The following is a 24,218-nucleotide window of genomic DNA, read 5'->3' as shown; positions in this document are numbered from 1 at the left end:
TCACTACTCCGCTCATCCTGAGCTTAAGGATTAAAACAGTTTGTAGACAATGTTCAGGATGGTCAGCAGACCAATCACGGTAACAAACACGTTATCCAGACGGCCACGGTATTTCGCCAGTGATGGCGCTTTACGGATGGCATACATCGGCAGCAGGCAGAGCAGAGAGGCAATAATCGGCGCGCCCATTGCTTCAATCAGGTCCAGGATGTTCGGGTTGGCGTAAGCCACAACCCAGGTGGAGCCCATGATGAAGATCATGCTGATGGTATTAAGTTTGCCGGCAGAAACTTTCGTTTTATCGCCTTTGTAACCAAACTTCAGCACCAGACCGTTCAGACCTTCCAGCGTGCCCAGATAGTGGCCGAAGAAAGATTTGAAGATAGCAACCAGGGCGATGATAGAAGCACCGTATTCCAGAACGGTCGCGAAGGTGGACTTCGTACCGGACAGGGAAGCGAAGTGGTTCGCCAGGTAAGACAGTACTGGAATGTTCTGCGCTTTCGCATCCGCCATGTTGGCTGGAGAGAGCGTAAACAGGCAGCTAAAGGCGAAGAACATTACCACCGCAACCATCAGCATACTGGCGCGGGAGATGATTTTAGAACATTTCTGCTCGGTAAATTCGCGACCGAAATCTTTCTCATACTCTTCGCGTTTAGAGACCACGAAGGAAGAAACGATTGGCGAGAAGTTGAAAGAGAACACCATGATGGAAATACCCAGCCACACGGTAACCAGGATGCCGTCATGACCAGTCAGAGCGATATTGCTGATATCAACCTGATCGATAACCGCAGAGTTCCAGTAAGGAATCAGTGACAGAGAGATAAGCACCAGGCTGGCAATGAATGGCCATACCAGGTAGCTCATAACTTTAACCATCAGATCTTTACCAAACCAGATGACGAATGCCATCAGCAGCAACAGGAACAGCGCCACGAAGCCGCGGTTCAATGCTGGCATCTGCAACTGGTTTTCCCAGAAGGTCATAAAGGTGTTGGTAATGGTGACGCCATAAATCCACAGCAGCGGACAAATCGCAAAGAAGTAGAGGAACGTGATAACCACGCCGCCCGTTTTACCAAAATGCTCTTCAACCGTTTCTGTGATGTTACCGGAAGGGTTAGAACCGGAAAGACACAGGCGTGCCAGCGCACGGTGGCAATAGAAAGCGATGGGGTATGCTAACACCAGCATGATCAGAATGGGGATCAGTCCGCCAAAACCTGCGCGGATAGGGAAGAACAGCACCCCTGCGCCGATGGCTGTACCAAATAAACCCAGTGTCCAGGTGGTGTCCGATTTGCGCCAGGACGACTGTTTTGTCTGGCTGGATACAATGCTATCAGTAGTACTCATATCCTATCCTCAACGAAGTATATTAAGCGTCAACTAAACCAGTAATTTGAGATACACGAGAAAGATCGATATTACCGCCAGAAATAATGCTGACTGTTTTTCTGTTCTGGATATAGCTATCTAATTTCCCGCTTAATAATGCTGCGCATGCCAGCGCACCGGCACCTTCAGTTACAACTTTATTTCGCTGAATTAATGCCACCATGCTGTTGCGAATTTCATCTTCGCTGACCAGGACAATGTCATCCACCAACTCACGAACGATTTCATACGTTAAAGTACCCGGGCGGGAGACGTCACAACCATCCGCCAGGGTGCCGGTCGTTCGGTGCGTGGTTATTTCTCCAGCGTGAAAAGAAGCCGCCATGCCGTGAACGTTTTCAGACTGTACGCCAATAATTTTAATGGTCGGGTTGATGGATTTAATGGCTACCGCAATACCTGCAATCAGTCCGCCGCCGCCAATTGGCACAATCACGTTATCGACATCGTACAGATCTTCCAGAATTTCCAGACCAATAGTGCCCTGACCGGCAATGACTTTCGGATCATCATATGGCGGAATAAAGATACGGCCTTCCGTTTCAACAATCTCGCTAACCTTCGCGATAGTGTCGTTGAAGTTGTCGCCGTGCAGCACAACTTCCGCAGAATAATCGCAGGTTGCCGCGACTTTAGACTTCGGCGCGCCTTTCGGCATCACCACTTTGCCGTCAATTCCGAGCATGGCACAGGAGAGAGAAACCCCTTGCGCATGGTTCCCTGCAGAGCAAGCCACCACGCCTTTACATCTTTCCGCTTCAGTTAATGAACTGAGCTTGTTAAAAGCGCCACGGATTTTAAATGAACCGGTACGCTGCATATTTTCAAACTTGAGGAAAATTTCCCCTTTGCAACGTTCACTAAAATAGTTAGAGCGAGGCATTCCCGTTTTATATATTTTCCCCGCCAGTCTTTTTTTCGCTTCGAGGATATCTTCAATTGCAACTGGGAGATCGTATGTAATGTGCATTAGAACCTCTTACCTGGGTATTAAAGTAAATAGATAGCCGTAACCATTGTCAGATATAGACAGATGGCGTTGAGTCCGTGTTAAAAACAAATTCAATCTTTAATCAATTTCAATTAATTGCCTTCGCCTTCGACAATTATATGATGAATATTCCTTGGCTAACTCCACCAAAATAGATGCTGCTTTTTTAATTCGATAATTTTTCGACCACACGGCGGCATAACGCGCGACGGGTAACGTCTCTTGTACCGGGATAGTAATAAACTGGTTTGAGCCAAACGGTGTGGTCATATCACAGGGAATTACTGTTAAGAAATCAGCATTGAGAACAAGATTATAAATGGTGACGACGGAGTCAGTATTAACGATGTTTTCACTGCTGATGCCATTATTTTGTAACGTAGTTAGAAGTTCGCGGTAGTATCCCATATTCGTTTGTGGCAACACCCACTGTTCGTTTTTCAACGCGCTCAGCGAGGTGATGCCGGTGCATGTTCGGGACTTGCTGGCGACCAGGATGAAGTCTGACTCAAAGAGCGGCTCAACATGGAGATCCTGTAGTTTCATCTCATCACTCAGCGTACCGATCGCGAAGTCCAGGCGCCCGTCACGAAGCGCGGGTAAGAACGAGGAGAGCTGCGCTTCATACATGGAAACCTGCGCTTTCGGAAACACCTCTTTAAATTTTTTAATCATGCCGGACATGATGGTGAAGGCGATCAGTGAAGGAAAGCCAAACGACACATCAACTACCGCATTACTCGTCATGCTGTTCATCTCATCAACCATGTTTTTCATTTCACGAGTAATGGATTCAGACCATGAGAGCATCACCTGACCTGCCTGAGTCAACGTAACGCCAGTATTTTTACGCACCACTAACTCAATACCAAAATAAGCCTCAACATCATTAATGATTTTGCTGACAGCCGGTTGAGTTAAACCTAATTCTTTTGCAGCCGAACCGATAGAACCACTTCTAATGACTTCCTGAAAGACCACTAAGTGCTGTGTTTTAGGGAGAGAAATAGTATTCATATCGTCCTGCTCTAATAACTTTGTTGACGGCAGGAAGTGTACCAAATTAAGCAAACGAGGATATGTGCGACCACTCACAAATCCCCTTCACTTACATTTTGTAAGATTATTATTAAATTGATAAACGCTTATTAATCATATAGATAGAAAATAACGATCTCACTTAACCCTGACTTTAATCAAAAAAAGATGGGGGGATAACGATTTTTTATGGCTATAACGACATCATTTTCTCTGCTATTTATTAAAACCACGAAAGGCTATATTTCAATCAATTACAGAGTAATTATCGGGCGAAATGGTGCTTAAATTTAATAAGCAACTTATCAAATATAATTATATTTTATCGTTTATGGTGTTTAAATAACGCCATGCATCACATTTTTTTGCCTTGTTTGTTTGTAAAGAAACATTACATTTATCAATATTTAAAACAAGAAAAACAAAACATCATCATATGCAACATTATATTAACACTAGTTTTGCGCACTTTATCAGCAACTAATTTTGTGATGGCGATCGATTGCGCGTGATTATTCTCGATAAAAACGTATCGCATAGCGTTTTGTGTCGCCCATCACAAAACAAGAAATATCTCGCGAGACATTTCTTCTTATAAAAGAACTCAGGAACATTAATAAGAACGAAATAAAGATTAGATGAATAAGAAATAAACGTCAGATTCGGGGTAAACCAAGCGCAACGCTATCAGGAAAACATTTGCCGGATGGCGGTGTAAACACCTTATCCGGCCTACAAAACCCGTTCAACCCATCCTGGTAGGCCTGATAAGCGCAACGCCATCAGGCATGACCATCTGTCCTGAAAGCAAAAACCCCGCCGAAGCGGGATTTTATAAAGAGTGAAGCTAACCGATAAGCCGCGTTCTTTTGAGCATAGCGTCGTGGACAGTCATTCATTTAGCCTGCTCATACAGCAAAAACCCCGCCGAAGCGGGGTTTTATAAAGAGTGAAGCTGACCGATAAGCCGGGTTCTGTCGTGGACAGTCATTCATCTAGGCCAGCAATCGCTCACTGGCTCAAGCAGCCTACCCGGGTTCAGTACGGGCCGTACCTTGTGAACCCCTATTTGGCCTTGCTCCGGGTGGAGTTTACCGTGCCACGGACTGTTACCAGCCGCGCGGTGCGCTCTTACCGCACCCTTTCACCCTTACCTGATCCCACTTGCGTGGGCCATCGGCGGTTTGCTCTCTGTTGCACTGGTCGTGGGTTTCCCCCCCAGGCGTTACCTGGCACCCTGCCCTATGGAGCCCGGACTTTCCTCCCCTCCGCCCGTCTCCCCCGAAGAGGACGACGACGAAGCGGCGACTGTCTGGTCAGCTTCGGCGCGCAGTATAGAGGGTTTGCGGGGCAATGTCACCCTGCACTGCGCATTCCTATCGCCAGCGTGGCGGCAATGTTCCTTGAGGCGCGATAAATATTATCAAATGCCCCACGGAACGCCTCTTCCAGTGTGCTGATACTGGTCAATACGCTAAACACCGCATCGATACCATATTGATGCACCACCGCCACATCATGCGTCAGGCTGCCGCCAATACCAATCACTGGCTTGTGGTACTTCTTCGCGACATTCGCCACCCCTACCGGCACTTTGCCGTGAATACTCTGGCTATCGATCCGCCCCTCGCCAGTCACCACCAGCGTGCAGTCATGAATATGTTCTTCCAGATTAAGCGCCTGGGTTACAATCTCGATACCACTGCGCAGGTCCGCGCCTAAAAAAGCCATTAACGCTGCGCCCATTCCACCGGCCGCACCAGCACCGGGAACGTCTTTCACGTCGACCCGCAGCGATTTTTTAATGATCTCAGCATAGTGAGACAGATTACGGTCCAGTTCGAGAATGCGTTCTTCCGTTGCCCCTTTCTGCGGGCCAAAGATGCGCGAAGCACCAGTATCGCCTGTTAGCGGGTTGGTCACGTCACAAGCCACGCGAATTGAACAGGTTTTTAAACGTGGATCCAGGCCCGAGATATCGATGGTATTCAGACTCATCAGGCTACCACCACCGTAGCCAATCTCGGTCCCGTTGGCATCACAGAGTTTCGCTCCCAGCGCCTGCGCCATACCTGCGCCGCCGTCGTTGGTCGCGCTACCGCCAATGCCGATAATAATGCTCTGTGCGCCGCTGTTCAGCGCCTGCAAAATCAACTCCCCGGTACCGCGCGACGTCGTGACTAACGGATTGCGCTGTTCAGGAGGAACCAACCCCAGACCACTGGCTGCCGCCATTTCGATAAACGCGGTTTTACCATCCCCGGACATGCCCCAGCAGGCATTCACTTTTTCGCCCAGCGGCCCCGTCACCCACGCGGAATGCTCACTCCCCTGCGTGGCAGCAATCATGGCTTCAACCGTTCCTTCGCCGCCGTCGGCAACCGGAACGGACACATATTGCGCATCGGGGAAAATTTCCCGAAATCCTTTTTCTATTGCCTGAGCTACCTCGGTGGCAGAAAGGCTTTCTTTATAAGAGTCTGGGGCAATTACGATTTTCATAGGGGTAGCCTGTTACTGCATAACGCCGGATGGCGTTTCACTTATCCGGCCTACGGCCTGTATTGTAGGCCCGGAACGCTATGCGCCTCCGGGCACGACGTCATTAGCGAGTGACTTCCACTTTCGCCAGTTTTTCGTAGTAGCATGCGAGTGCGCTGTGATCGGCACTACCCAATCCATCTGCGCGAAGCGCCTGCATCATCTCCATGACGGCAGCCGTCAGCGGCAACTGAGCGCCAACACCGTGCGAGGTATCCAGCGCATTGGCCAGATCTTTAATGTGCAGATCGATACGGAAGCCCGGCTTGAAGTTGCGGTCCATCACCATCGGCGCTTTCGCATCCAGTACGGTGCTGCCCGCCAGTCCGCCGCGAATCGCCTGATACACCAGATCCGGATTCACGCCCGCTTTGGTCGCCAGCGTCAGCGCTTCAGACATGGCGGCAATGTTTAGCGCCACAATCACCTGATTAGCCAGCTTGGTAACGTTACCCGCACCAATGTCGCCGGTATGCACCACGGAGCCCGCCATCGCTTTCAGTAGATCGTAGTACTTGTCGAAAATCGCTTTATCGCCGCCGACCATCACCGACAGCGTGCCATCAATCGCTTTTGGTTCACCGCCGCTTACCGGCGCGTCCAGCATATCCACACCTTTCGCTTTCAGCGCCTCGCTGATTTCACGGCTGGCTAACGGGGCGATAGAGCTCATGTCGATCAACACAGTGCCCGGTTTCGCCCCTTCAATGATGCCGCCTTCACCCAGCGCCACTTCCTTCACGTGCGGAGAGTTCGGCAGCATGGTGATGATCACATCGCACTGCTCGGCAATGTCTTTCGCCGTGGCGGCGGTTTCTGCGCCTGCGGCAATCACTTCCGTGATAGATTCCGGGTTACGGTCAGCAACCACCAGCGAGTAACCTGCCTTGAGGAGGTTTTTACTCATTGGTTTACCCATGATACCGAGGCCAATAAAACCAACTTTCATTGTCATGTCTTTATCTCTCTCTACTGTCGATGGTGGTTATTTCTTAAAAGAATCAGCCAGTTTCTGCGTGGCTGAACGGAACACGCCAAGGTCGCTGCCGACGGCAACAAACGTCGCGCCCCACTCCAGATAACGCCGTGCATCAGCGTCTACCGGGGCCAGAATGCCGCTTGGCTTACCATGTGCTTTTGCACGGGCAAAAATGTGCTGAATAGCTTTCTGCACTTCCGGATGGGACGCATTGCCGAGGTGGCCTAACGCCGCGGCCAAATCGCTGGGGCCGACAAAGATACCGTCAACGCCTTCAGTCGCCGCGATTGCATCAACGTTATCCACGCCCTGCTGGCTTTCGATCTGCACAATAATGGTGATGTTCTTATTCGACTGCGCAAAATAGTCCGGCACGGTGCCAAACATATTGGCGCGATGGGAGACGGACACGCCGCGAATACCTTCCGGTGGATAGCGGGTTGACGCCACCGCGTTCACCGCCTCTTCTTCGGTCTCAACAAACGGGATCAGGAAGTTATAAAACCCGATATCCAGCAGACGCTTAATGATCACCGGCTCGTTGGTCGGCACACGTACCACCGGCGCGCTAGCGCTACCTTTAAGCGCCATCAATTGCGGGATAAATGTCGAGATATCGTTCGGCGCATGTTCGCCGTCCAGCACCAGCCAGTCGAAACCCGCCAGACCTAAAACTTCGGTGCTGATTGGGCTGGCTAATGCAGACCAGCAGCCAATCTGAATCTGCTGCGCCGCGAGGGCAGCTTTAAACTTATTCGGGAAAATTGTGTTATTCATCGCCTATACCTTTGTTTATTTCTGCAATTCCATACGTTTAATGTCACCGACAATAAACAGGTAGCAAACCATTGCCATCAGCGCTGAGCACCCTACAAACATCAGCGCGGCATTAAATGAGTGCAACTCGCTCACCAGATACCCAATCACCAACGGAGTAACAATGGAGGCCACGTTGCCAAATACGTTAAAGACGCCACCACACAGACCGACAATCTCTTTCGGCGCGGTATCGGAAATCACCGGCCAGCCCAACGCCCCGAAGCCTTTGCCGAAGAACGCCAGCGCCATCAGCGCTACCACCAGAGCGGTGTTATCGGTGTAGTTACACAGAATAATGGTCGATGCGAGCAGCATGCCGAGCACAATCGGCAGCTTACGCGCCAGGGTGATGCTGGAGCCACGTTTAATCAGATAATCCGAGAACACCCCACCCAGCACGCCACCAATGAATCCACATAGCGCCGGAATAGACGCCACCAGACCAACTTTGAGGATCGACATACCTTTTTCCTGTACCAGGTAAATCGGGAACCATGTAAGGAAAAACCAGGTAATTGTGTTGATAAAATACTGTCCGAAGAACACACCAAGCATCATACGGTTGGTGAGCAACTGCTTGATATAATGCAGCTTAGGACCACCTGACTGCATATCGCCCGGCTTCTTATGGTCCATATCCACGACCGCGCCGTTTTCAGAGATAAACTTCAGCTCTTCTGCCGACATACGCGGGTGATCGGTTGGGTTATGAATAAACTTTACCCATAGCCCGGTGAGCACAAAACCAATCGCCCCCATCACGGTAAAAACGTGCTCCCAGCCCCAGGCGAAGGTTAGCCAACCCAGCAGCGGCGAAAACAGCGCCAGGGAAAAATACTGTGCGGAGTTAAAAATCGCGGATGCTGTACCGCGCTCTTTGGTCGGGAACCAGGCCGCCACGATACGGGCGTTCGCCGGGAAGGAAGGCGCTTCCGAGAAGCCCAACATAAAGCGCATGATGAACATTGAAATACCCGCCCAGGCCAGCGGGAACATGTCGACAAAGCCCTGGAGGAAGGTAAATAGCGACCAGAAGAACAGGCTGTAAGTGTAGACTTTCTTCGAGCCGAACTTATCGAGCAGCCAGCCGCCGGGGATTTGCATCAACAGGTAAGCCCAACCGAAGGCGGAAAAAATATAACCCATTGAGATAGCGCTGAGGTGCAATTCTTTCGCCACTTCCGTGCCGGCAATTGACAGCGTCGCACGGTCCGCATAGTTAACGGCAGTAACAATAAAAATTATCAGTAATATTAAATAGCGGGTATGTGTACCTTTCTTTTTCTCGACAATTGTATCCAGAATCATTCTATTTACCTCGGGCACATAAAATTTTTTATTATTATTTGTTAGCTATTCCTGGTGATAAATTACCGATAATAAAAACACATAATAATTTATCAGACGTTATGAAACCGTGATTTAGTATAATCAGCAGCGCAACGTTAATCATTGTGCAGACGCTCACTCATCACGCATCATTAAAATAATATTTTGGGCATATGCACACATGCGTGGGCGCTAATGCACACATTTACGTATTGCACCCCCTGATAGCACGGCCTTGCTGAGTTTAAGTGATCATGATCACATTCTTAATTTTAAACTCCTGACATTCTTATTTCACGATACCGAATCTTTATTACTTACAATTAGCTTCAAAATATAAATATCCACACTATTATCACCACCCTGTTGGAGAATACTGGACAATGGCCGACATCGAAATCAGACAAGAATCGCCAACGGCGTTTTATATTAAAGTTCACGACACAGATAATGTGGCGATTATTGTCAATGACAATGGTCTGAAAGCCGGGACGCGTTTTCCGGATGGGCTGGAGCTGATTGAACATATTCCCCAGGGTCATAAAGTGGCGCTGCTTGATATTCCGGTTCACGGTGAGATCGTGCGCTATGGCGAAGTAATAGGCTTCGCCGTTCGCGATATCCCCCGCGGTAGCTGGATTGATGAATCAATGGTTGAGCTGCCCAAGGCCCCGCCGCTAGAGACGCTGCCGCTGGCGACCAAAGTACCAGAGCCGCTGCCGCCTCTTGAGGGTTATACCTTCGAAGGCTATCGCAATGCAGACGGCAGCGTCGGCACCAAGAATCTGCTCGGCATCTCCACCAGTGTGCATTGTGTCGCGGGCGTGGTGGACTATGTGGTGAAAATCATTGAGCGCGATCTGCTACCCAAATACCCGAACGTCGATGGCGTGGTGGGGCTTAATCACCTGTACGGCTGCGGGGTGGCGATTAACGCTCCGGCCGCCATTGTGCCGATTCGCACTATCCATAATATTGCGCTGAACCCCAACTTTGGCGGTGAAGTGATGGTTATTGGCCTCGGCTGTGAAAAACTGCAACCAGAGCGACTGCTGGAAGGGACTCATGATGTCCAAAGTATCCCGGTCGACAGCGCCAGCATCGTCAACCTGCAGGATGAAAAACACGTCGGTTTTCAATCGATGGTTGCTGATATTTTGCACGTGGCCGAACGCCATCTGGCAAAGCTTAACCAACGCCAACGTGAAACCTGCCCGGCGTCAGAACTGGTGGTCGGAATGCAGTGCGGCGGCAGCGATGCGTTTTCCGGCGTCACGGCCAACCCGGCGGTCGGTTATGCCTCCGACCTGTTAGTACGCTGTGGCGCGACCGTGATGTTCTCGGAAGTGACCGAAGTGCGCGATGCCATCCATCTTCTGACCCCGCGCGCGATTAACGAAGAAGTAGGTAAACGCCTGCTCGAAGAGATGGCCTGGTACGATAACTACCTGGATATGGGTAAGACTGACCGTAGCGCCAACCCTTCACCGGGCAACAAGAAAGGCGGTCTGGCAAACGTGGTGGAAAAAGCGCTGGGCTCAATCGCCAAATCTGGCAAGAGCGCCATCGTCGAAGTATTGTCGCCGGGCCAGCGTCCAACCAAACGAGGCCTGATTTACGCCGCGACCCCTGCCAGCGATTTTGTCTGCGGTACGCAGCAGGTTGCATCCGGGATCACCGTACAGGTATTCACCACCGGTCGCGGTACGCCGTACGGCCTGATGGCGGTGCCGGTAATAAAAATGGCGACGCGTACTGAGCTGGCCAATCGTTGGTTTGACCTGATGGACATCAACGCAGGTACCATCGCTACCGGAGAAGAAACCATTGAAGACGTGGGGCTGAAATTGTTCGAGTTTATTCTCGACGTCGCCAGCGGGCGTAAGAAAACCTTCTCGGATCAGTGGGGACTGCATAACCAACTGGCGGTGTTTAACCCGGCGCCAGTGACCTGATTGCTGAAATTGGAATCCGATTACAGGTCGGGGAGTTCGAAAACTTTCCGGCCTTTTTTGTCAGACACTCACCAGAACAACCTCAATCCCATGCTTACGTAATCCTTCCAGACTCTCCTCTGGAACACCTTCATCGACAATAATCATATCAATCCTCTGGGTATCAATGATCTTATGCAAACTGGAACGGTTAAACTTCGTCGAGTCGGTAACGACGATTATGCGCTCAGCCACTTCGCACATCCGGCGGTTGAGACGCGCCTCATCTTCGTTGTGCGTGCTAACACCACGCTCTAAGTCGATAGCATCGACGCCAAGAAACAGCATGTCGAAGTGATAATTTTGTAGCGATTGCTCTGCCTGATCGCCATAGAACGATTGCGACTGACGACGCAAGTGACCGCCGGTCATCAGCAACTCAACCCCTTCGGCTTCGAGTAATGCATTAGCGACATTCATACCGTTGGTCATTGCAATCACATTGGTATGCTGGCGCATCAGGCGGGCAATTTCATACGTCGTGGTGCCGGAGTCAAGGATCACACGGTGCCCCGGCTGAATCAACTCTGCGGCGGCTCTGGCAATACTGCGTTTTACCGCCGTATTGAGTGAGCTTTTGTCTTCAACAGATGGCTCCACAATAGGCGCATTGCTTTCGCAGATCAGCGCTCCCCCATAGGCGCGTACTGCAATCCCCTGCTTTTCGAGAAAGGCGAGGTCATTACGAATCGTGACCGTGGAGACGCCAAAAAATAAGGAAAGATCGTTAACCTGAACGCTTCCCTGCTGCCGTAACCGCTGGATGATCTGCTCGCGCCTTTCACTGGTGCCGATAACGCGCTTGTCTGCAGAAGACTCGGTGTTACTCATAATAAATCCTTTAGTTGAATCTTTCGTTTTATTTCGTTTTGTCTATTAACGCCTTTCTTTTGCGCGAATGCAAGTCCCACAAGCAGGGAAGAGTCGAACAGATTCACGCTGAAACCTTTCATTGCGTTTCTTTTGTGAAACAGATCGGAAAACTATTATCTTTCGTTTTATTTTTATATCACCATGATGCAGTATTAAATGAAACAAAACGAAAGATTGATGTCGCAGTTATCTGACCTGGAGAGGAAAGTGAAACATCTAACTAAAATGGTCGAGCAACATAAACGGGGGAAGGCAAACGGGATTTATGCCGTTTGTTCCGCGCATCCAATCGTACTGGAAGCCGCAATACGCTACGCCCATGCTAATCATACACCGCTATTGATCGAAGCAACCTCTAATCAGGTTGACCAGTTTGGCGGCTATACGGGTATGACCCCAGCCGATTTTCGCAGTTTTGTCTGCGATTTAGCCGACTCGCTTAATTTTTCTCAGGATATGCTGATTCTCGGCGGCGACCACCTTGGACCAAACCGTTGGCAAAATCTGCCAGCAGAACAGGCAATGGCCAACGCTGACGATCTGATCAAGAGCTATGTCGCCGCTGGCTTTAAAAAGATCCACCTTGATTGCAGCATGTCTTGTGCTAACGACCCGGTTCCATTAACGGATGAAATCGTCGCTGAGCGCGCCGCGCGCCTGGCAAAAGTTGCCGAAGAAACCTGTATTGCGCATTTTGGCGAGTCTGACCTGGTCTATGTGATTGGCACAGAAGTCCCGGTTCCTGGTGGTGCTCACGAAGCATTAACCGAACTGGCGGTGACAACGCCGGATGCCGCACGCGCAACGCTGCAGGCCCACTATCACGCCTTTGAAAAGCGCGGACTGGAAGGTATCTGGTCGCGTATCATCGCCCTGGTGGTGCAACCTGGCGTAGAATTCGACCACACCCACATCATTGATTACCAACCGCAGAAAGCCGTGTCACTCAGCAAAATGGTGGAAGACTACGACACGCTGATTTTTGAAGCGCATTCTACCGATTACCAAACGCCTCAGTCCTTGCGCCAGTTGGTTAAAGATCATTTCGCGATCCTGAAAGTCGGCCCGGCGCTGACCTTTGCCCTGCGCGAAGCTTTATTTTCATTAGCCGCTATTGAAGAGGAATTACTGCCTGCAAAAGCCAGCTCAGGCCTGCGACATGTGCTGGAAAGCGTGATGCTTGATCGACCAGAGTACTGGCAGAGCCACTATCACGGCGATGGCAACGCGCGCCGTTTGGCTCGTGGATATAGCTACTCAGATCGGGTTCGTTATTACTGGCCGGACAGCCAGATTGATGAGGCATTCGAACGTCTGGTGCGTAACCTGGCCGACGAACCGATCCCATTACCGCTGATTAGCCAGTATCTCCCCTTGCAGTACGTAAAAGTACGCGAGGGAGATCTCAGCGCGACACCGCGAGAACTCATCATTAACCATATTCAGGACATACTGCAGCAATATCACTGCGCCAGCCTGGGTGATTCATCCCATAACGCATAACAAGAAAGAGAAAAATACCATGCCAAACATTGTATTAAGTCGCATTGACGAACGTTTAATTCACGGTCAGGTCGGTGTGCAATGGGTCGGATTTGCGGGGGCAAATCTGGTGCTGGTCGCCAATGATGAGGTGGCTGAAGATCCGGTACAGCAAAACCTGATGGAAATGGTTCTGGCGGAAGGGATTGCCGTGCGTTTCTGGTCACTACAAAAAGTAATCGACAATATTCACCGTGCCGCAGATCGCCAGAAAATTCTGCTGGTCTGCAAATCGCCTGCGGATTTCCTCCGTCTGGTCGAAGGCGGTGTTCCTGTTAACCGTATCAACGTTGGCAATATGCACTATGCCAACGGCAAGCAGCAAATCGCCAAAACGGTTTCTGTAGACGCTGCCGATATTACGGCGTTCAACGGGCTGAAAGCCGCTGGGGTGGAATGCTTCGTTCAGGGCGTTCCAACAGAACCCGCCCAGGACCTCTATAAACTTCTCTGAGGAATTCACAATGGAAATCAGTCTGTTGCAGGCTTTTGCGTTGGGTATTCTCGCCTTTATTGCAGGCCTGGATATGTTCAACGGGTTAACGCACATGCACCGCCCGGTTGTTCTCGGGCCGCTGGTCGGCCTGATTCTGGGCGATCTGCATACCGGTATTTTAACTGGTGGTACGTTGGAACTGGTGTGGATGGGTCTGGCTCCGCTGGCGGGCGCACAGCCACCAAACGTCATCATCGGCACCATCGTGGGGACGACTTTCGCCATCACCACTGGCGTAAAACCGGAAGTGGCTGTCGGTGTCGCTGTTCCATTCGCGGTGGCGGTACAAATGGGTATTACCTTCCTCTTCTCCGTGATGTCCGGGGTGATGGCGCGCTGCGATCGCATGGCAGCGAATGCCGATACAAACGGAATTGAGCGGGTCAACTATCTGGCGTTACTGGCGCTGGGGACGTTCTACTTCTTATGCGCTTTCCTGCCGATTTACTTTGGCGCGGAACATGCCAAAACCGCTATAGATGTTCTGCCGACTCGTCTGATTGACGGCCTCGGCGTGGCAGGCGGCATCATGCCAGCTATCGGCTTCGCCGTACTGCTGAAAATCATGATGAAAAACGTCTATATCCCTTACTTCATCCTGGGTTTTGTCGCCGCCGCCTGGCTCAAACTCCCTGTGCTGGCAATTGCCGCAGCAGCACTGGCAATGGCGCTGATCGATTTTCTGCGTAAATCACCCGAACCTACAGCTCCCGCAGCACAAAAAGAGGAATTCGAAGATGGCATCTAATCAAACGGCTCTGCCGAACGTTTCCGAAACTGAAGAAACGCTGCTGTCCGGCACTAATGAAAACGTCTACGAAGACCAGAATATCGGTGCCGAGCTGACGAAAAAAGATATCAACCGTGTTGCCTGGCGTTCCATGTTATTACAAGCCTCTTTTAACTACGAACGTATGCAGGCATCAGGATGGTTGTACGGCCTGTTACCTGCACTGAAAAAGATCCATACCAACAAACGTGACCTGGCGCGCTCAATGAAAGGCCATATGGGCTTCTTCAACACGCACCCGTTCCTGGTCACATTTGTTATCGGGATTATCCTGGCGATGGAACGCTCCAAGCAGGATGTGAACAGTATTCAAAGTACCAAGATTGCCGTCGGTGCGCCTCTTGGCGGTATCGGTGATGCCATGTTCTGGTTAACGTTATTGCCTATTTGCGGCGGTATCGGGGCAAGCCTGGCGCTGCAAGGCTCTATTCTTGGCGCTGTTGTCTTTATTGTGATGTTTAACGTGGTTCATCTTGGTCTGCGCTTTGGGCTGGCACACTATGCCTATCGAATGGGCGTTGCAGCTATCCCACTCATTAAAGCTAACACCAAAAAGGTTGGACATGCGGCATCTATCGTTGGGATGACGGTGATCGGCGCGCTGGTAGCGACCTATGTTCGCCTGAGCACCACGCTGGAAATTACTGCTGGCGATGCGGTTGTGAAACTGCAAACAGACGTTATAGACAAGCTGATGCCTGCATTTTTGCCGCTGGTATATACGTTGACCATGTTCTGGCTGGTTCGTCGTGGCTGGAGTCCTCTGCGTCTTATCGCCATTACCGTGGTGCTCGGCGTCGTGGGTAAGTTCTGTCACTTCCTGTAAATATAAGGGGTTGTAGATGTTAGGTATTATTTTGACGGGTCATGGCGGGTTTGCCAGCGGAATGGAAAAAGCGATGAAACAGATTTTGGGTGAACAAACTCAGTTCATCGCCATCGACTTTCCGGAAACCTCAACAACAGCCTTACTCACCTCGCAACTTGAACAGGCAGTGAGTGAACTGGATGCTCAGCAAGACATCGTGTTTCTGACTGACTTATTGGGCGGGACGCCATTTCGCGTCGCTTCCACGCTGGCCATGCAAAGGCAAGGTACTGAAGTGATCACCGGCACCAATCTGCAACTGCTGCTGGAAATGGTACTGGAACGCGACGACCTGAGCAGCGAAGCATTTCGTTTGCAGGCGCTGGAATGCGGACATCGGGGGTTGACCAGCCTGGTGGACGAGCTGGGACGCTGTCGCGAGGAAAAACCCGTCGAGGAAGGGATATGACACAGGTACTACGCGCCAGACGTCTGCTCACGGAACACGGCTGGCTGGACGATCATCAGGTGCGTATTGAGGATGGCACCATTACAGCCATTGAACCTATCGCCTCAGGCGTGATGGTGCGCGATGCTGAGCTGTTGTGCCCTGCATATATCGATACTCATGTGCACGGAGGCGCAGGTGTCGATGTGATGGATGAGGCACCGGATACGCTCGACAAACTGGCAATGCACAAAGCGCGCGAAGGGGTAGCCAGTTGGCTACCCACCACCGTTACCGCCTCATTACCAGATATTCACAAGACGCTTGAGCGTATCGCCCACCGCTACTATTCCGGTGGGCCTGGCGCACAGGTACTGGGTAGTTATCTTGAAGGTCCGTACTTTACGCCGCAGAACAAAGGGGCGCATCCGCCTGAGCTCTTCAGGGAACTGGAACTCAGTGAACTGGATGAACTGATTACGATTTCCCAGCAAACTTTGCGCGTCGTTGCGCTGGCGCCAGAAAAAACCGGCGCATTGCAGGCTATCGAACATCTCAAGCAGCGCAACGTACGGGTGATGCTGGGCCATAGCGCAGCAAGCTGGGAGCAAACTCACGCCGCCTTTGATGCCGGGGCTGATGGACTGGTTCACTGCTATAACGGTATGACCGGTTTACACCACCGGGAGCCTGGAATGGTTGGCGCAGGGTTAACCGACCCTCGTGCCTGGCTGGAGCTTATTGCTGACGGACACCATGTCCACCCGGCGGCCATGAAGCTGTGCTGCTGTTGCGCAAAAGACAGACTGGTGCTGATCACCGATGCTATGCAGGCGGCTGGAATGCCGGACGGGCGCTATACGCTCTGCGGTGAGGAAGTGGAAATGCACAGCGGTATTGTGCGTACCGCTTCCGGTGGCCTGGCGGGCAGCACGCTCTCGGTTGATGCAGCCGTACGTAATATGGTCGAGTTCACCGGGATTACCCCTGAAGAGGCGATCCATATGGCTTCGCTCCATCCCGCTCGCCTGTTGGGAATCGAACGCCAGCGCGGATCGTTAGCGCTGGGCAAATGTGCCGATATTATCGCCCTCAATAGTGGCCTGCATGTGCAACAGATCTGGATTCAGGGTCAGGCTCTCCCCCTTTAGACCTTTCATTTTGTCTCGTATTGGCCTGCGATCCTCGATCGCAAGGCCTTTCTTTTCCTTTCGATTATGGAAATACTGAATCAAATCGTAATCAATTTTATCTTTTTATATCAATAAGATAACTCCAAGCCTCGTTCTCACGATCACAAATTTCGTTTTATTTCATTTTGCATTATTGAACTTTCAGTTTCTTTCATATAAATTTTAATCAATCGATCATACGAAAAAATGAAACGAAACGAAAGATAGCGACATTTCGCCAGCGTCTTATGTGGAATTTACGAGACTAAGGACTTAAGTTATGCCAGAAACCTACACCCCTGCTCACGCGTCGACGGGCACATGGACCGAAGAAGAGATCCGTCAGCAACCCGCCAGTTGGATCCGCTCTCTCACCAATATCGATAATATTCGATCCGCCATTGATAGCTTTCTCGCGCCATTGTTGCGCAAAAACGATCTGCGGATCGTACTGACCGGGGCGGGTACTTCCGCATTTATCGGCGACATTATTGCTCCGTGGCTGGCAAGCCAAACCGGAAAAAACATTAGCGCCGTGCCGACCACCGATCTGGTCACCAACCCGATGGATTACCTGAATCCCGCACATCCGTTGCTGCTGGTTTCTTTCGCTCGCTCAGGCAATAGCCCTGAAAGCGTTGCGGCAGTGGAACTGGCTAATCAGTTTGTACCTGAGTGTTATCACCTGCCGATCACCTGTAACGAAGCAGGTAGCCTGTATCAAAACGCAGTCGCAAGCGACAACGCTTTTGCTTTGTTAATGCCGGCTGAAACGCACGACCGTGGCTTCGCCATGACCAGCAGTATTACCACCATGATGGCCAGTTGCCTGGCGGTATTCGCCCCGCAAAAAATCAACAGCCAGACCTTCCGCGACGTGGCCGATCGGTGCCAGGCGATCCTGACTTCACTGGGCGATTTCAGCGACGGCGTGTTCGGCAACGCGCCATGGAAACGGATCGTCTACCTCGGTAGCGGTGGGTTACAGGGCGCTGCGCGTGAATCAGCGCTGAAAGTCCTGGAACTGACGGCGGGTAAACTGGCGGCATTCTATGACTCGCCAACCGGGTTTCGTCATGGGCCAAAATCGCTGGTCGATAGCGAAACGCTGGTGGTGGTCTTTATCTCTAGCCACCCCTACACGCGTCAGTACGATCTCGATCTACTGGCGGAGTTGCGTCGCGATCGGCAGGCACTGCGGGTTGTCGCGATTGCCGCACAAACCGATGACGTGATTGAAGCTGGCCCGCATATCCTGCTGCCGCCTGCCCGCACCTTCATCGATATGGAATTGGCGTTCTGCTTCCTGATGTACGCGCAGGTCTTCGCCCTGACACAGTCAATCAGTATCGGTAATACGCCAGATACGCCTTCTGCCAGCGGTACCGTGAACCGCGTCGTACAGGGCGTTGTTATTCACCCCTGGAACGCCTAAAAGGATCGTTTTATGAGCATTATTTCTACAAAATACCTCCTACAGGATGCGCAAAAAAAAGGCTATGCCGTACCGGCTTTCAACATCCATAACGCCGAGACGATCCAGGCGATCCTTGAAGTATGCTATGAAATGCAATCGCCGGTGATCCTGGCCGGAACGCCAGGTACGTTTAAACATATCGCGCTGGAAGAGATTTATGCGCTGTGCAGCGCTTATTCCACCAGCTACGGCATGCCACTAGCGCTGCACCTCGATCACCATGAATCACTGGACGATATCCGCCGTAAGGTGAATGCCGGGGTGCGCAGCGCCATGATTGATGGCAGCCACTTCCCGTTTGAAGAAAACGTCAAGCTGGTTAAATCCGTCGTGGATTTTTGCCATGCCAAAGATTGCAGCGTAGAAGCTGAGCTGGGCCGCCTCGGCGGCGTTGAAGATGATATGAGCGTGGATGCCGAAAGCGCATTCCTGACCGACCCACAGGAAGCGAAACGGTTTGTCGAACGTACCGGCGTCGACAGTCTGGCTGTCGCCATTGGTACAGCACACGGCTTATACACGAAAACGCCAAAAATCGATTTCCAGCGTTTAGGGGAAATTCGTGAAGTAGTGGATATTCCGTTGGTGCTGCATGGTGCAAGCGATGTTGCTGACGACTACGTCCGCCGCACAATCGAACTTGGCGTGTGCAAAGTTAATGTCGCCACCGAACTGAAAATCGCCTTTGCCGACGCGGTCAAAACGTGGTTTGCGGAAAACCCGCAGGGCAACGATCCCCGCTATTACATGCGGGTCGGTATGGATGCGATGAAAGAAGTGGTGCGTAGTAAAATTAACGTTTGTGGTTCAGCAAACAAACTGATGGCTACCTGCAAATTATCGTGACCATCATTATATTCTGCGCGAGTGCTATCTGTGTAATGTCAGGTAGCGCTCATCGTTCGAATAATAAGAAGGATACACGCCATCATGACATGTTAAAAACGTCTGCTCATCGTGTGATTCGCAGCATAAGCCAGTGTTGAAGGACATTCTGAATGCTGAAGAGATCTTGCTACTGATAGCAGCTAAAGCGAAGCACAATGCGGTAGAAAACTACCTGGCCGCCACCGTCACTACAACTATTCCTGATTCATTTTTATAGCTGCACCGTAATGTGAGTAGTCTGATTGATGGCTCACAATATCCTGATAAATAAAAATTTACAGCACCCTCCACATCCCCCCTTTTGTCGCGCCAACGCGTTGCAGTTTGCCTTTTAGCTGCAACGCTTTCAGATAGCGCTCTACGGTGCGGGCTGAAATTTCACACTCATCAGCGATACTTTTGGCAGATCTGCCCGGCTGATTCGACAAGATTTGTAGAATACGTTTTTCTATATCCAGTAAATCAGACGACATTTCTTCCGACATTTCTTCCGACATTTCTTCCGACAGGGGTGATGCTTTCCCCAATCCCTCCTGCAAAGCAGAGATGATGTTTTCCAGGATAAACTCTATAAATGGCGTGCAGCTACTTTGCCGATCGCACTGCCCTAACACCTGGTAATAGCGGTCCTGTTGGTAGTGGATCAGTGTCTCTACGGGTAACCACGCCAATTCCGATCGCCACTCACGCAGGATTAATGTCTGCCACAGCCGACCCATCCGTCCATTACCGTCGGCAAAAGGATGAATAAATTCAAATTCATAATGAAAAACAGCGCCAGCAATCAGCGGGTGAAGCTCTGTCGTTTTTAACCAGCCCAGTAAATCGTTCATCAAACGTAATACTTGTGAGGCTGGCGGAGCCATGTGAATAAGCTGCTTTTCCCTGTAAACACCAACATGTCCGGCACGTAACTGGCCCGGATTATCGACCAGACCGAGCATAAGGACTCGATGTGCTTGTAAAAGGTCGGATAATTGTTCGCTTTTCCATTCCGACATCTTTTCATAGGCCAGAATCGCATTTCTCACTTCCAGTATGTCTTTAGCAGGAGCCAGAATACGTTTTCCTTCCATCAGTGCGGTGACTTGTTCCGTAGTCAACGAATTATGCTCAATCGCTAAAGAGGCCTGAATAGTGCGAATACGATTCTCTTTGCGCAAAAGAGGAGATGCCCTACCAGCCATTGCTGCCCAATGCCCCATCAACTCACCAATTTCAATGACTTGATTGAGTATCAATGGAGTGACGACGAAAGGTGGTTGGTAGGTGCTCACTCTTACTCTCCCTGCTGGTCCAGCGCGTACTTATACAGCGCATTCTTTTTCACGCCGTGAATTTCCGCCGCCAGCGCCGCCGCTTTCTTCAACGGCAGCTCTTTTTGTAACAACGCCAGCGTACGCAGCGCATCAGCCGGGAGGTCGTCTTCTTGCGCTTTATGCCCTTCGACAATCAGCACCATTTCGCCTTTACGACGGTTTTCATCTTCCTTGACCCACGCCAGCAGTTCGCCGACCGGCGCGCCGTGAATAGTTTCCCAGGTTTTGGTCAGTTCGCGCGCCAGCACCACATAACGGGATTCTCCCCAGACGGCGACCATATCTTCCAGGCTATCCAGTAAACGGTGGGTGGATTCATAAAAAATAAGCGTACGCGGTTCTGCCTCAATGGCTTTCATCGCATCGCGGCGGCCTTTTGATTTCGCAGGCAGGAAGCCTTCGTAGCAAAAACGGTCAGATGGCAGACCGGCAGCACTCAGTGCGGCAATCGCCGCGCACGGACCAGGCAGCGGCACCACGCGGATGCCTGCTTCGCGGCAGGTGCGCACCAGATGGTAGCCCGGATCGTTAATCAGCGGCGTTCCGGCATCGGAAACCAACGCGATGTTTTGCCCCTCTTTGAGCTTTGCCACCAGCGTCTCGGCTTTTTGTTGCTCATTGTGATCGTGTAAGGCAAACAAACGGGCGTTAATCGCGAAGTGTTGTAACAATAATCCGGTATGACGGGTGTCTTCAGCGGCAATTAAATCAACGGCTTGTAAAACTTCGAGCGCTCGTTGGGTAATATCAGCCAAATTTCCGATAGGAGTAGGTACAATAAAGAGTTGGCCTTGAGAATTATCCGCCGATTCGTGTTGTTTCATTGTGTCGTCCGTATTGCCGATTTAATATTGAGCATTGCGTAAAAAAATATCACTGGATACAGTATGGTACCCTCAACATTTTCTCGTTTGAAAGCCGCGCGCGCGCTACCAGTCATTCTGGCAGCATTGATTTTCGCAGGCTGTGGCACCCAGGCGCCAGACCAGAGTGCAGCCCATATGCAGGGCACAGCGCAGGCTGATTCCGGCTTTTATCTGCAACAGATGCAGCAAAGCTCAGATGATAGCAAGACCAACTGGCAATTACTCGCCATTCGTGCACTGCTGAAAGAAGGCAAGAGCCAGCAGGCTATCGAATTGTTCAACCAGTTACCGCAGAAGCTAAACGATGCCCAGCGTCGTGAGCAGTCACTGCTGGCCGTCGAGATCAAGCTCGCGCAGAAAGATGTCGCGGGAGCACAGGCCCTGCTGGATAAACTCACGCCCGCCGATTTCGACCAAAACCAGCAGGCGCGTTACTGGCAGGCGCAAATAGACGCCAATCAGGGTCGCCCGTCACTGACGCTGCTGCGCGCCCTGATCGCACAGGAACCACTGCTTGCCGCGAACGCTAAGCAGAAAAACATAGATGCAACCTGGCAGGCGCTGTCGTCCATGACCCAGGAACAAGCGCAGACGCTGGTCATCAATGCTGATGAAAACGTACTGCAAGGCTGGCTGGACCTCCAGCGCGTCTGGTTCGATAACCGTAACGACCCGGACATGATGAAAGCCGGCATTGCCGACTGGCAAAAACGTTACCCGCAAAACCCGGGAGCAAAACTGCTGCCAACGCAGTTGGTTAACGTGCAAAGCTTTAAGCCAGCTTCCACCAGCAAGATTGCCCTGCTGCTGCCATTGAACGGTCAGGCCGCTGTATTTGGTCGTACTATTCAGCAAGGCTTTGAAGCCGCGAAAAACATGGGCACTCAGCCGGTAGCCGCTCCTGTTGCCGCCGCGCCTGCTGCGGATGCACCTGCCGCGACGACCACGGAACAGCAGCAAACGACTGACGGTGTTGCCAGCCCTTCTCAGGCGTCAGTAAGCGATCTGACCAACGAGACGCCTGCACAGCCAGAAACGACAGCCCCACAGCCAACGGCGCCTGCACAACCAACAACCGCCAGCGCGCCGGCAAATCCGTCCGCTGAGCTGAAAATCTACGACACCTCATCGCAGCCGCTGAACCAGATCCTGGCCCAGGTACAGCAGGATGGCGCCAGCATCGTGGTTGGCCCGCTGTTGAAGAATAATGTTGAAGAGCTGATGAAAAGCAACACGCCATTAAACGTCCTGGCGCTTAACCAGCCTGAGTCCGTACAGAATCTGGCGAATGTTTGTTACTTTGCCCTGTCGCCAGAAGATGAAGCGCGCGATGCCGCCCGTCACATCCGCGATCAAGGCAAACAGACGCCGCTACTGTTGATCCCACGCAGTTCGTTAGGCGATCGCGTGGCTAATGCTTTTGCGCAGGAATGGCAAAAACTGGGCGGCGGCGTAGTGCTGCAGCAGAAGTTTGGCTCCACAGCTGAGCTGAAAATGGGTGTCAACGGCGGCGCGGGTATTTCCCTGACGGGCAGCCCGGTAGCCTCTTCTGTACCTGCGCAGCCTGGCGTGACGATTGGCGGTCTGACGATTCCGGCAGCGCCCACCGATGCACAAATCACCGGCGGCAGTGGTCGCGTTGACGCCGTGTATATTCTGGCGACGCCGGAAGAAATCGCCTTTATTAAACCGATGATCGCCATGCGTAACGGCAGCCAGAGCGGAGCAACGCTGTATGCCAGCTCCCGTAGCGCGCAGGGAACCGCTGGCCCGGACTTCCGTCTGGAAATGGAAGGCTTGCAGTACAGCGAAATCCCAATGCTGGCAGGTGCTAACACGCCTCTCATGCAGCAGGCGCTGAGTGCGGTGCGTAACGACTACTCGCTGGCGCGTATGTACGCGATGGGTGTCGATGCCTGGTCGCTTGCCAACCACTTCTCGCAAATGCGTCAGGTGCAGGGCTTCGAAATTAACGGCAACACTGGCGCATTAACCGCAAATCAGGATTGTGTGATTAACAGGAAGTTATCATGGCTCAAATACCAGCAAGGACAGGTCGTCCCCGCCAGTTAACGAGTAAACAGACCGGTGACGCGTGGGAAGCTGTTGCGCGTGACTGGCTGCACAGCAAGGGATTGCATTTCATCGCCGCCAACGTGCGTGAACGTGGCGGCGAAATCGACCTGATAATGCGTGAAGGCAACACCACCGTATTTGTTGAAGTTCGCTACCGGCGTTCAACCCAGTTTGGCGGCGCGGCGGCGAGTGTGACCCGGAGCAAACAACACAAATTATTACAGACCGCCCGCTTGTGGCTTGCACGCCACAATGGGAGTTTTGATACTGTGGATTGCCGGTTCGATGTGTTAGCCTTCACCGGAAATGATGTTGAGTGGTTTAAAGACGCGTTCAACGACCGCTCATAGTTGAAGATTCAGAGCCTG

22 protein-coding genes and 1 other RNA gene are annotated in these 24,218 nt (G+C 51.5%); 12 read left to right on the top strand and 11 right to left on the bottom strand.

The window, feature by feature from the left end:
• Positions 1-30: 30 nt before the first annotated feature.
• The 8 genes from tdcC to garP form a co-directional block, all read right to left on the bottom strand.
• Positions 31-1,362: a threonine/serine transporter TdcC gene (tdcC, locus tag ACVXHP_RS09605; RefSeq protein ID WP_003024875.1), complete on the bottom strand. Its 1,332-nt coding sequence runs from the start codon at positions 1,360-1,362 to the stop codon at positions 31-33.
• 22 nt (positions 1,363-1,384) lie between these two features.
• Positions 1,385-2,374 (bottom strand): bifunctional threonine ammonia-lyase/L-serine ammonia-lyase TdcB, encoded by a 990-nt coding sequence (tdcB, locus tag ACVXHP_RS09600; protein WP_003828594.1) that lies wholly within the window; start codon positions 2,372-2,374, stop codon positions 1,385-1,387.
• A 99-nt stretch (positions 2,375-2,473) separates the two neighbouring features.
• Positions 2,474-3,412 (bottom strand): transcriptional regulator TdcA, encoded by a 939-nt coding sequence (gene tdcA, locus ACVXHP_RS09595; RefSeq protein ID WP_047026352.1) that lies wholly within the window; start codon positions 3,410-3,412, stop codon positions 2,474-2,476.
• Between the two features lie 968 nt (positions 3,413-4,380).
• Positions 4,381-4,757: RNase P RNA component class A (gene rnpB, locus ACVXHP_RS09590), an RNA gene on the bottom strand.
• A 32-nt stretch (positions 4,758-4,789) separates the two neighbouring features.
• Entirely contained in the window at positions 4,790-5,935 is a 1,146-nt protein-coding gene (garK, locus tag ACVXHP_RS09585; RefSeq protein ID WP_200009109.1) for a glycerate 2-kinase, read from the bottom strand.
• Between the two features lie 103 nt (positions 5,936-6,038).
• Positions 6,039-6,929, bottom strand: a complete 891-nt coding sequence (garR, locus tag ACVXHP_RS09580; RefSeq protein ID WP_447571344.1) for a 2-hydroxy-3-oxopropionate reductase — start codon at positions 6,927-6,929, stop codon at positions 6,039-6,041.
• 30 nt (positions 6,930-6,959) lie between these two features.
• Positions 6,960-7,730: a 2-dehydro-3-deoxyglucarate aldolase gene (gene garL / locus ACVXHP_RS09575; protein ID WP_200009110.1), complete on the bottom strand. Its 771-nt coding sequence runs from the start codon at positions 7,728-7,730 to the stop codon at positions 6,960-6,962.
• Between the two features lie 15 nt (positions 7,731-7,745).
• Positions 7,746-9,080, bottom strand: coding sequence for a galactarate/glucarate/glycerate transporter GarP (gene garP / locus ACVXHP_RS09570; protein ID WP_316129793.1), 1,335 nt, complete (start codon positions 9,078-9,080; stop codon positions 7,746-7,748).
• A 404-nt stretch (positions 9,081-9,484) separates the two neighbouring features.
• Here garP and garD point away from each other — a divergent pair, with 404 nt between their 5' ends.
• Entirely contained in the window at positions 9,485-11,056 is a 1,572-nt protein-coding gene (gene garD, locus ACVXHP_RS09565; protein WP_200009112.1) for a galactarate dehydratase, read from the top strand.
• Positions 11,057-11,116: 60 nt separating this feature from the next.
• On the opposite strand, the gene ACVXHP_RS09560 is transcribed toward garD, so the two are convergent.
• Positions 11,117-11,926 (bottom strand): DeoR family transcriptional regulator, encoded by an 810-nt coding sequence (locus tag ACVXHP_RS09560; protein ID WP_447571343.1) that lies wholly within the window; start codon positions 11,924-11,926, stop codon positions 11,117-11,119.
• A gap of 219 nt (positions 11,927-12,145) precedes the next feature.
• Here ACVXHP_RS09560 and kbaZ point away from each other — a divergent pair, with 219 nt between their 5' ends.
• The 9 genes from kbaZ (at position 12,146) to ACVXHP_RS09515 (ending at position 19,806) form a co-directional block, all read left to right on the top strand.
• Positions 12,146-13,471 carry a tagatose-bisphosphate aldolase subunit KbaZ gene (gene kbaZ, locus ACVXHP_RS09555; RefSeq protein WP_447571342.1) on the top strand — a complete coding sequence of 442 codons (1,326 nt, stop codon included), beginning with the start codon at positions 12,146-12,148 and terminating at the stop codon, positions 13,469-13,471.
• 19 nt (positions 13,472-13,490) lie between these two features.
• Positions 13,491-13,964 (top strand): PTS N-acetylgalactosamine transporter subunit IIB, encoded by a 474-nt coding sequence (gene agaV, locus ACVXHP_RS09550; RefSeq protein ID WP_316129803.1) that lies wholly within the window; start codon positions 13,491-13,493, stop codon positions 13,962-13,964.
• A 10-nt stretch (positions 13,965-13,974) separates the two neighbouring features.
• Entirely contained in the window at positions 13,975-14,754 is a 780-nt protein-coding gene (gene agaW, locus ACVXHP_RS09545) for a PTS N-acetylgalactosamine transporter subunit IIC (protein WP_316129804.1), read from the top strand.
• Positions 14,744-15,622 carry a PTS N-acetylgalactosamine transporter subunit IID gene (gene agaE / locus ACVXHP_RS09540; RefSeq protein WP_003024929.1) on the top strand — a complete coding sequence of 293 codons (879 nt, stop codon included), beginning with the start codon at positions 14,744-14,746 and terminating at the stop codon, positions 15,620-15,622. The genes agaW and agaE overlap by 11 nt, the downstream gene beginning before the upstream one ends.
• A 16-nt stretch (positions 15,623-15,638) precedes the next feature.
• Entirely contained in the window at positions 15,639-16,073 is a 435-nt protein-coding gene (gene agaF / locus ACVXHP_RS09535) for a PTS galactosamine/N-acetylgalactosamine transporter subunit IIA (RefSeq protein WP_042311221.1), read from the top strand.
• Complete coding sequence (gene nagA / locus ACVXHP_RS09530) at positions 16,070-17,203, top strand: N-acetylglucosamine-6-phosphate deacetylase (protein ID WP_447571341.1); 1,134 nt, start codon at positions 16,070-16,072, stop codon at positions 17,201-17,203. Before agaF ends, nagA begins: the two co-directional genes overlap by 4 nt.
• Positions 17,204-17,504: 301 nt before the next feature.
• Positions 17,505-18,659, top strand: a complete 1,155-nt coding sequence (locus ACVXHP_RS09525) for an AgaS family sugar isomerase (protein WP_316129806.1) — start codon at positions 17,505-17,507, stop codon at positions 18,657-18,659.
• A gap of 12 nt (positions 18,660-18,671) precedes the next feature.
• A complete protein-coding gene (kbaY, locus tag ACVXHP_RS09520; RefSeq protein ID WP_447571340.1) occupies positions 18,672-19,547 on the top strand; it encodes a tagatose-bisphosphate aldolase subunit KbaY in 876 nt (291 codons plus the stop codon).
• A 133-nt stretch (positions 19,548-19,680) separates the two neighbouring features.
• Positions 19,681-19,806 carry a hypothetical protein gene (locus ACVXHP_RS09515; RefSeq protein ID WP_447571339.1) on the top strand — a complete coding sequence of 42 codons (126 nt, stop codon included), beginning with the start codon at positions 19,681-19,683 and terminating at the stop codon, positions 19,804-19,806.
• 58 nt (positions 19,807-19,864) lie between these two features.
• On the opposite strand, the gene ACVXHP_RS09510 is transcribed toward ACVXHP_RS09515, so the two are convergent.
• Positions 19,865-20,866 (bottom strand): Fic family protein, encoded by a 1,002-nt coding sequence (locus tag ACVXHP_RS09510; protein ID WP_447571338.1) that lies wholly within the window; start codon positions 20,864-20,866, stop codon positions 19,865-19,867.
• Between the two features lie 2 nt (positions 20,867-20,868).
• Positions 20,869-21,732, bottom strand: coding sequence for a 16S rRNA (cytidine(1402)-2'-O)-methyltransferase (rsmI, locus tag ACVXHP_RS09505; protein ID WP_038634156.1), 864 nt, complete (start codon positions 21,730-21,732; stop codon positions 20,869-20,871).
• 63 nt (positions 21,733-21,795) lie between these two features.
• Here rsmI and ACVXHP_RS09500 point away from each other — a divergent pair, with 63 nt between their 5' ends.
• Together ACVXHP_RS09500 and ACVXHP_RS09495 are read left to right on the top strand one after the other, a co-directional pair.
• Positions 21,796-23,847, top strand: a complete 2,052-nt coding sequence (locus tag ACVXHP_RS09500) for a penicillin-binding protein activator (protein ID WP_447571337.1) — start codon at positions 21,796-21,798, stop codon at positions 23,845-23,847.
• The gene (locus ACVXHP_RS09495) at positions 23,805-24,200 is read left to right on the top strand and encodes a YraN family protein (RefSeq protein WP_447571336.1); all 396 of its coding nucleotides are present in this window, start codon (positions 23,805-23,807) and stop codon (positions 24,198-24,200) included. The genes ACVXHP_RS09500 and ACVXHP_RS09495 overlap by 43 nt, the downstream gene beginning before the upstream one ends.
• The last annotated feature ends 18 nt before the right edge of the window (positions 24,201-24,218 follow it).

Source organism: Citrobacter freundii complex sp. 2025EL-00176 (assembly GCF_053309355.1).
This window is presented reverse-complemented; position numbering and strand designations above follow the sequence as displayed.

What these genes read in the sequence shown, in the direction of transcription:
- tdcC (WP_003024875.1), bottom strand. Translation starts at nt 1,362, where the DNA reads ATGAGTACTACTGATAGCATTGTATCCAGCCAGACAAAACAGTCGTCC.
- tdcB (WP_003828594.1), bottom strand. Translation starts at nt 2,374, where the DNA reads ATGCACATTACATACGATCTCCCAGTTGCAATTGAAGATATCCTCGAA.
- tdcA (WP_047026352.1), bottom strand. Translation starts at nt 3,412, where the DNA reads ATGAATACTATTTCTCTCCCTAAAACACAGCACTTAGTGGTCTTTCAG.
- garK (WP_200009109.1), bottom strand. Translation starts at nt 5,935, where the DNA reads ATGAAAATCGTAATTGCCCCAGACTCTTATAAAGAAAGCCTTTCTGCC.
- garR (WP_447571344.1), bottom strand. Translation starts at nt 6,929, where the DNA reads ATGACAATGAAAGTTGGTTTTATTGGCCTCGGTATCATGGGTAAACCA.
- garL (WP_200009110.1), bottom strand. Translation starts at nt 7,730, where the DNA reads ATGAATAACACAATTTTCCCGAATAAGTTTAAAGCTGCCCTCGCGGCG.
- garP (WP_316129793.1), bottom strand. Translation starts at nt 9,080, where the DNA reads ATGATTCTGGATACAATTGTCGAGAAAAAGAAAGGTACACATACCCGC.
- garD (WP_200009112.1), top strand. Translation starts at nt 9,485, where the DNA reads ATGGCCGACATCGAAATCAGACAAGAATCGCCAACGGCGTTTTATATT.
- ACVXHP_RS09560 (WP_447571343.1), bottom strand. Translation starts at nt 11,926, where the DNA reads ATGAGTAACACCGAGTCTTCTGCAGACAAGCGCGTTATCGGCACCAGT.
- kbaZ (WP_447571342.1), top strand. Translation starts at nt 12,146, where the DNA reads ATGTCGCAGTTATCTGACCTGGAGAGGAAAGTGAAACATCTAACTAAA.
- agaV (WP_316129803.1), top strand. Translation starts at nt 13,491, where the DNA reads ATGCCAAACATTGTATTAAGTCGCATTGACGAACGTTTAATTCACGGT.
- agaW (WP_316129804.1), top strand. Translation starts at nt 13,975, where the DNA reads ATGGAAATCAGTCTGTTGCAGGCTTTTGCGTTGGGTATTCTCGCCTTT.
- agaE (WP_003024929.1), top strand. Translation starts at nt 14,744, where the DNA reads ATGGCATCTAATCAAACGGCTCTGCCGAACGTTTCCGAAACTGAAGAA.
- agaF (WP_042311221.1), top strand. Translation starts at nt 15,639, where the DNA reads ATGTTAGGTATTATTTTGACGGGTCATGGCGGGTTTGCCAGCGGAATG.
- nagA (WP_447571341.1), top strand. Translation starts at nt 16,070, where the DNA reads ATGACACAGGTACTACGCGCCAGACGTCTGCTCACGGAACACGGCTGG.
- ACVXHP_RS09525 (WP_316129806.1), top strand. Translation starts at nt 17,505, where the DNA reads ATGCCAGAAACCTACACCCCTGCTCACGCGTCGACGGGCACATGGACC.
- kbaY (WP_447571340.1), top strand. Translation starts at nt 18,672, where the DNA reads ATGAGCATTATTTCTACAAAATACCTCCTACAGGATGCGCAAAAAAAA.
- rsmI (WP_038634156.1), bottom strand. Translation starts at nt 21,732, where the DNA reads ATGAAACAACACGAATCGGCGGATAATTCTCAAGGCCAACTCTTTATT.
- ACVXHP_RS09500 (WP_447571337.1), top strand. Translation starts at nt 21,796, where the DNA reads ATGGTACCCTCAACATTTTCTCGTTTGAAAGCCGCGCGCGCGCTACCA.
- ACVXHP_RS09495 (WP_447571336.1), top strand. Translation starts at nt 23,805, where the DNA reads ATGGCTCAAATACCAGCAAGGACAGGTCGTCCCCGCCAGTTAACGAGT.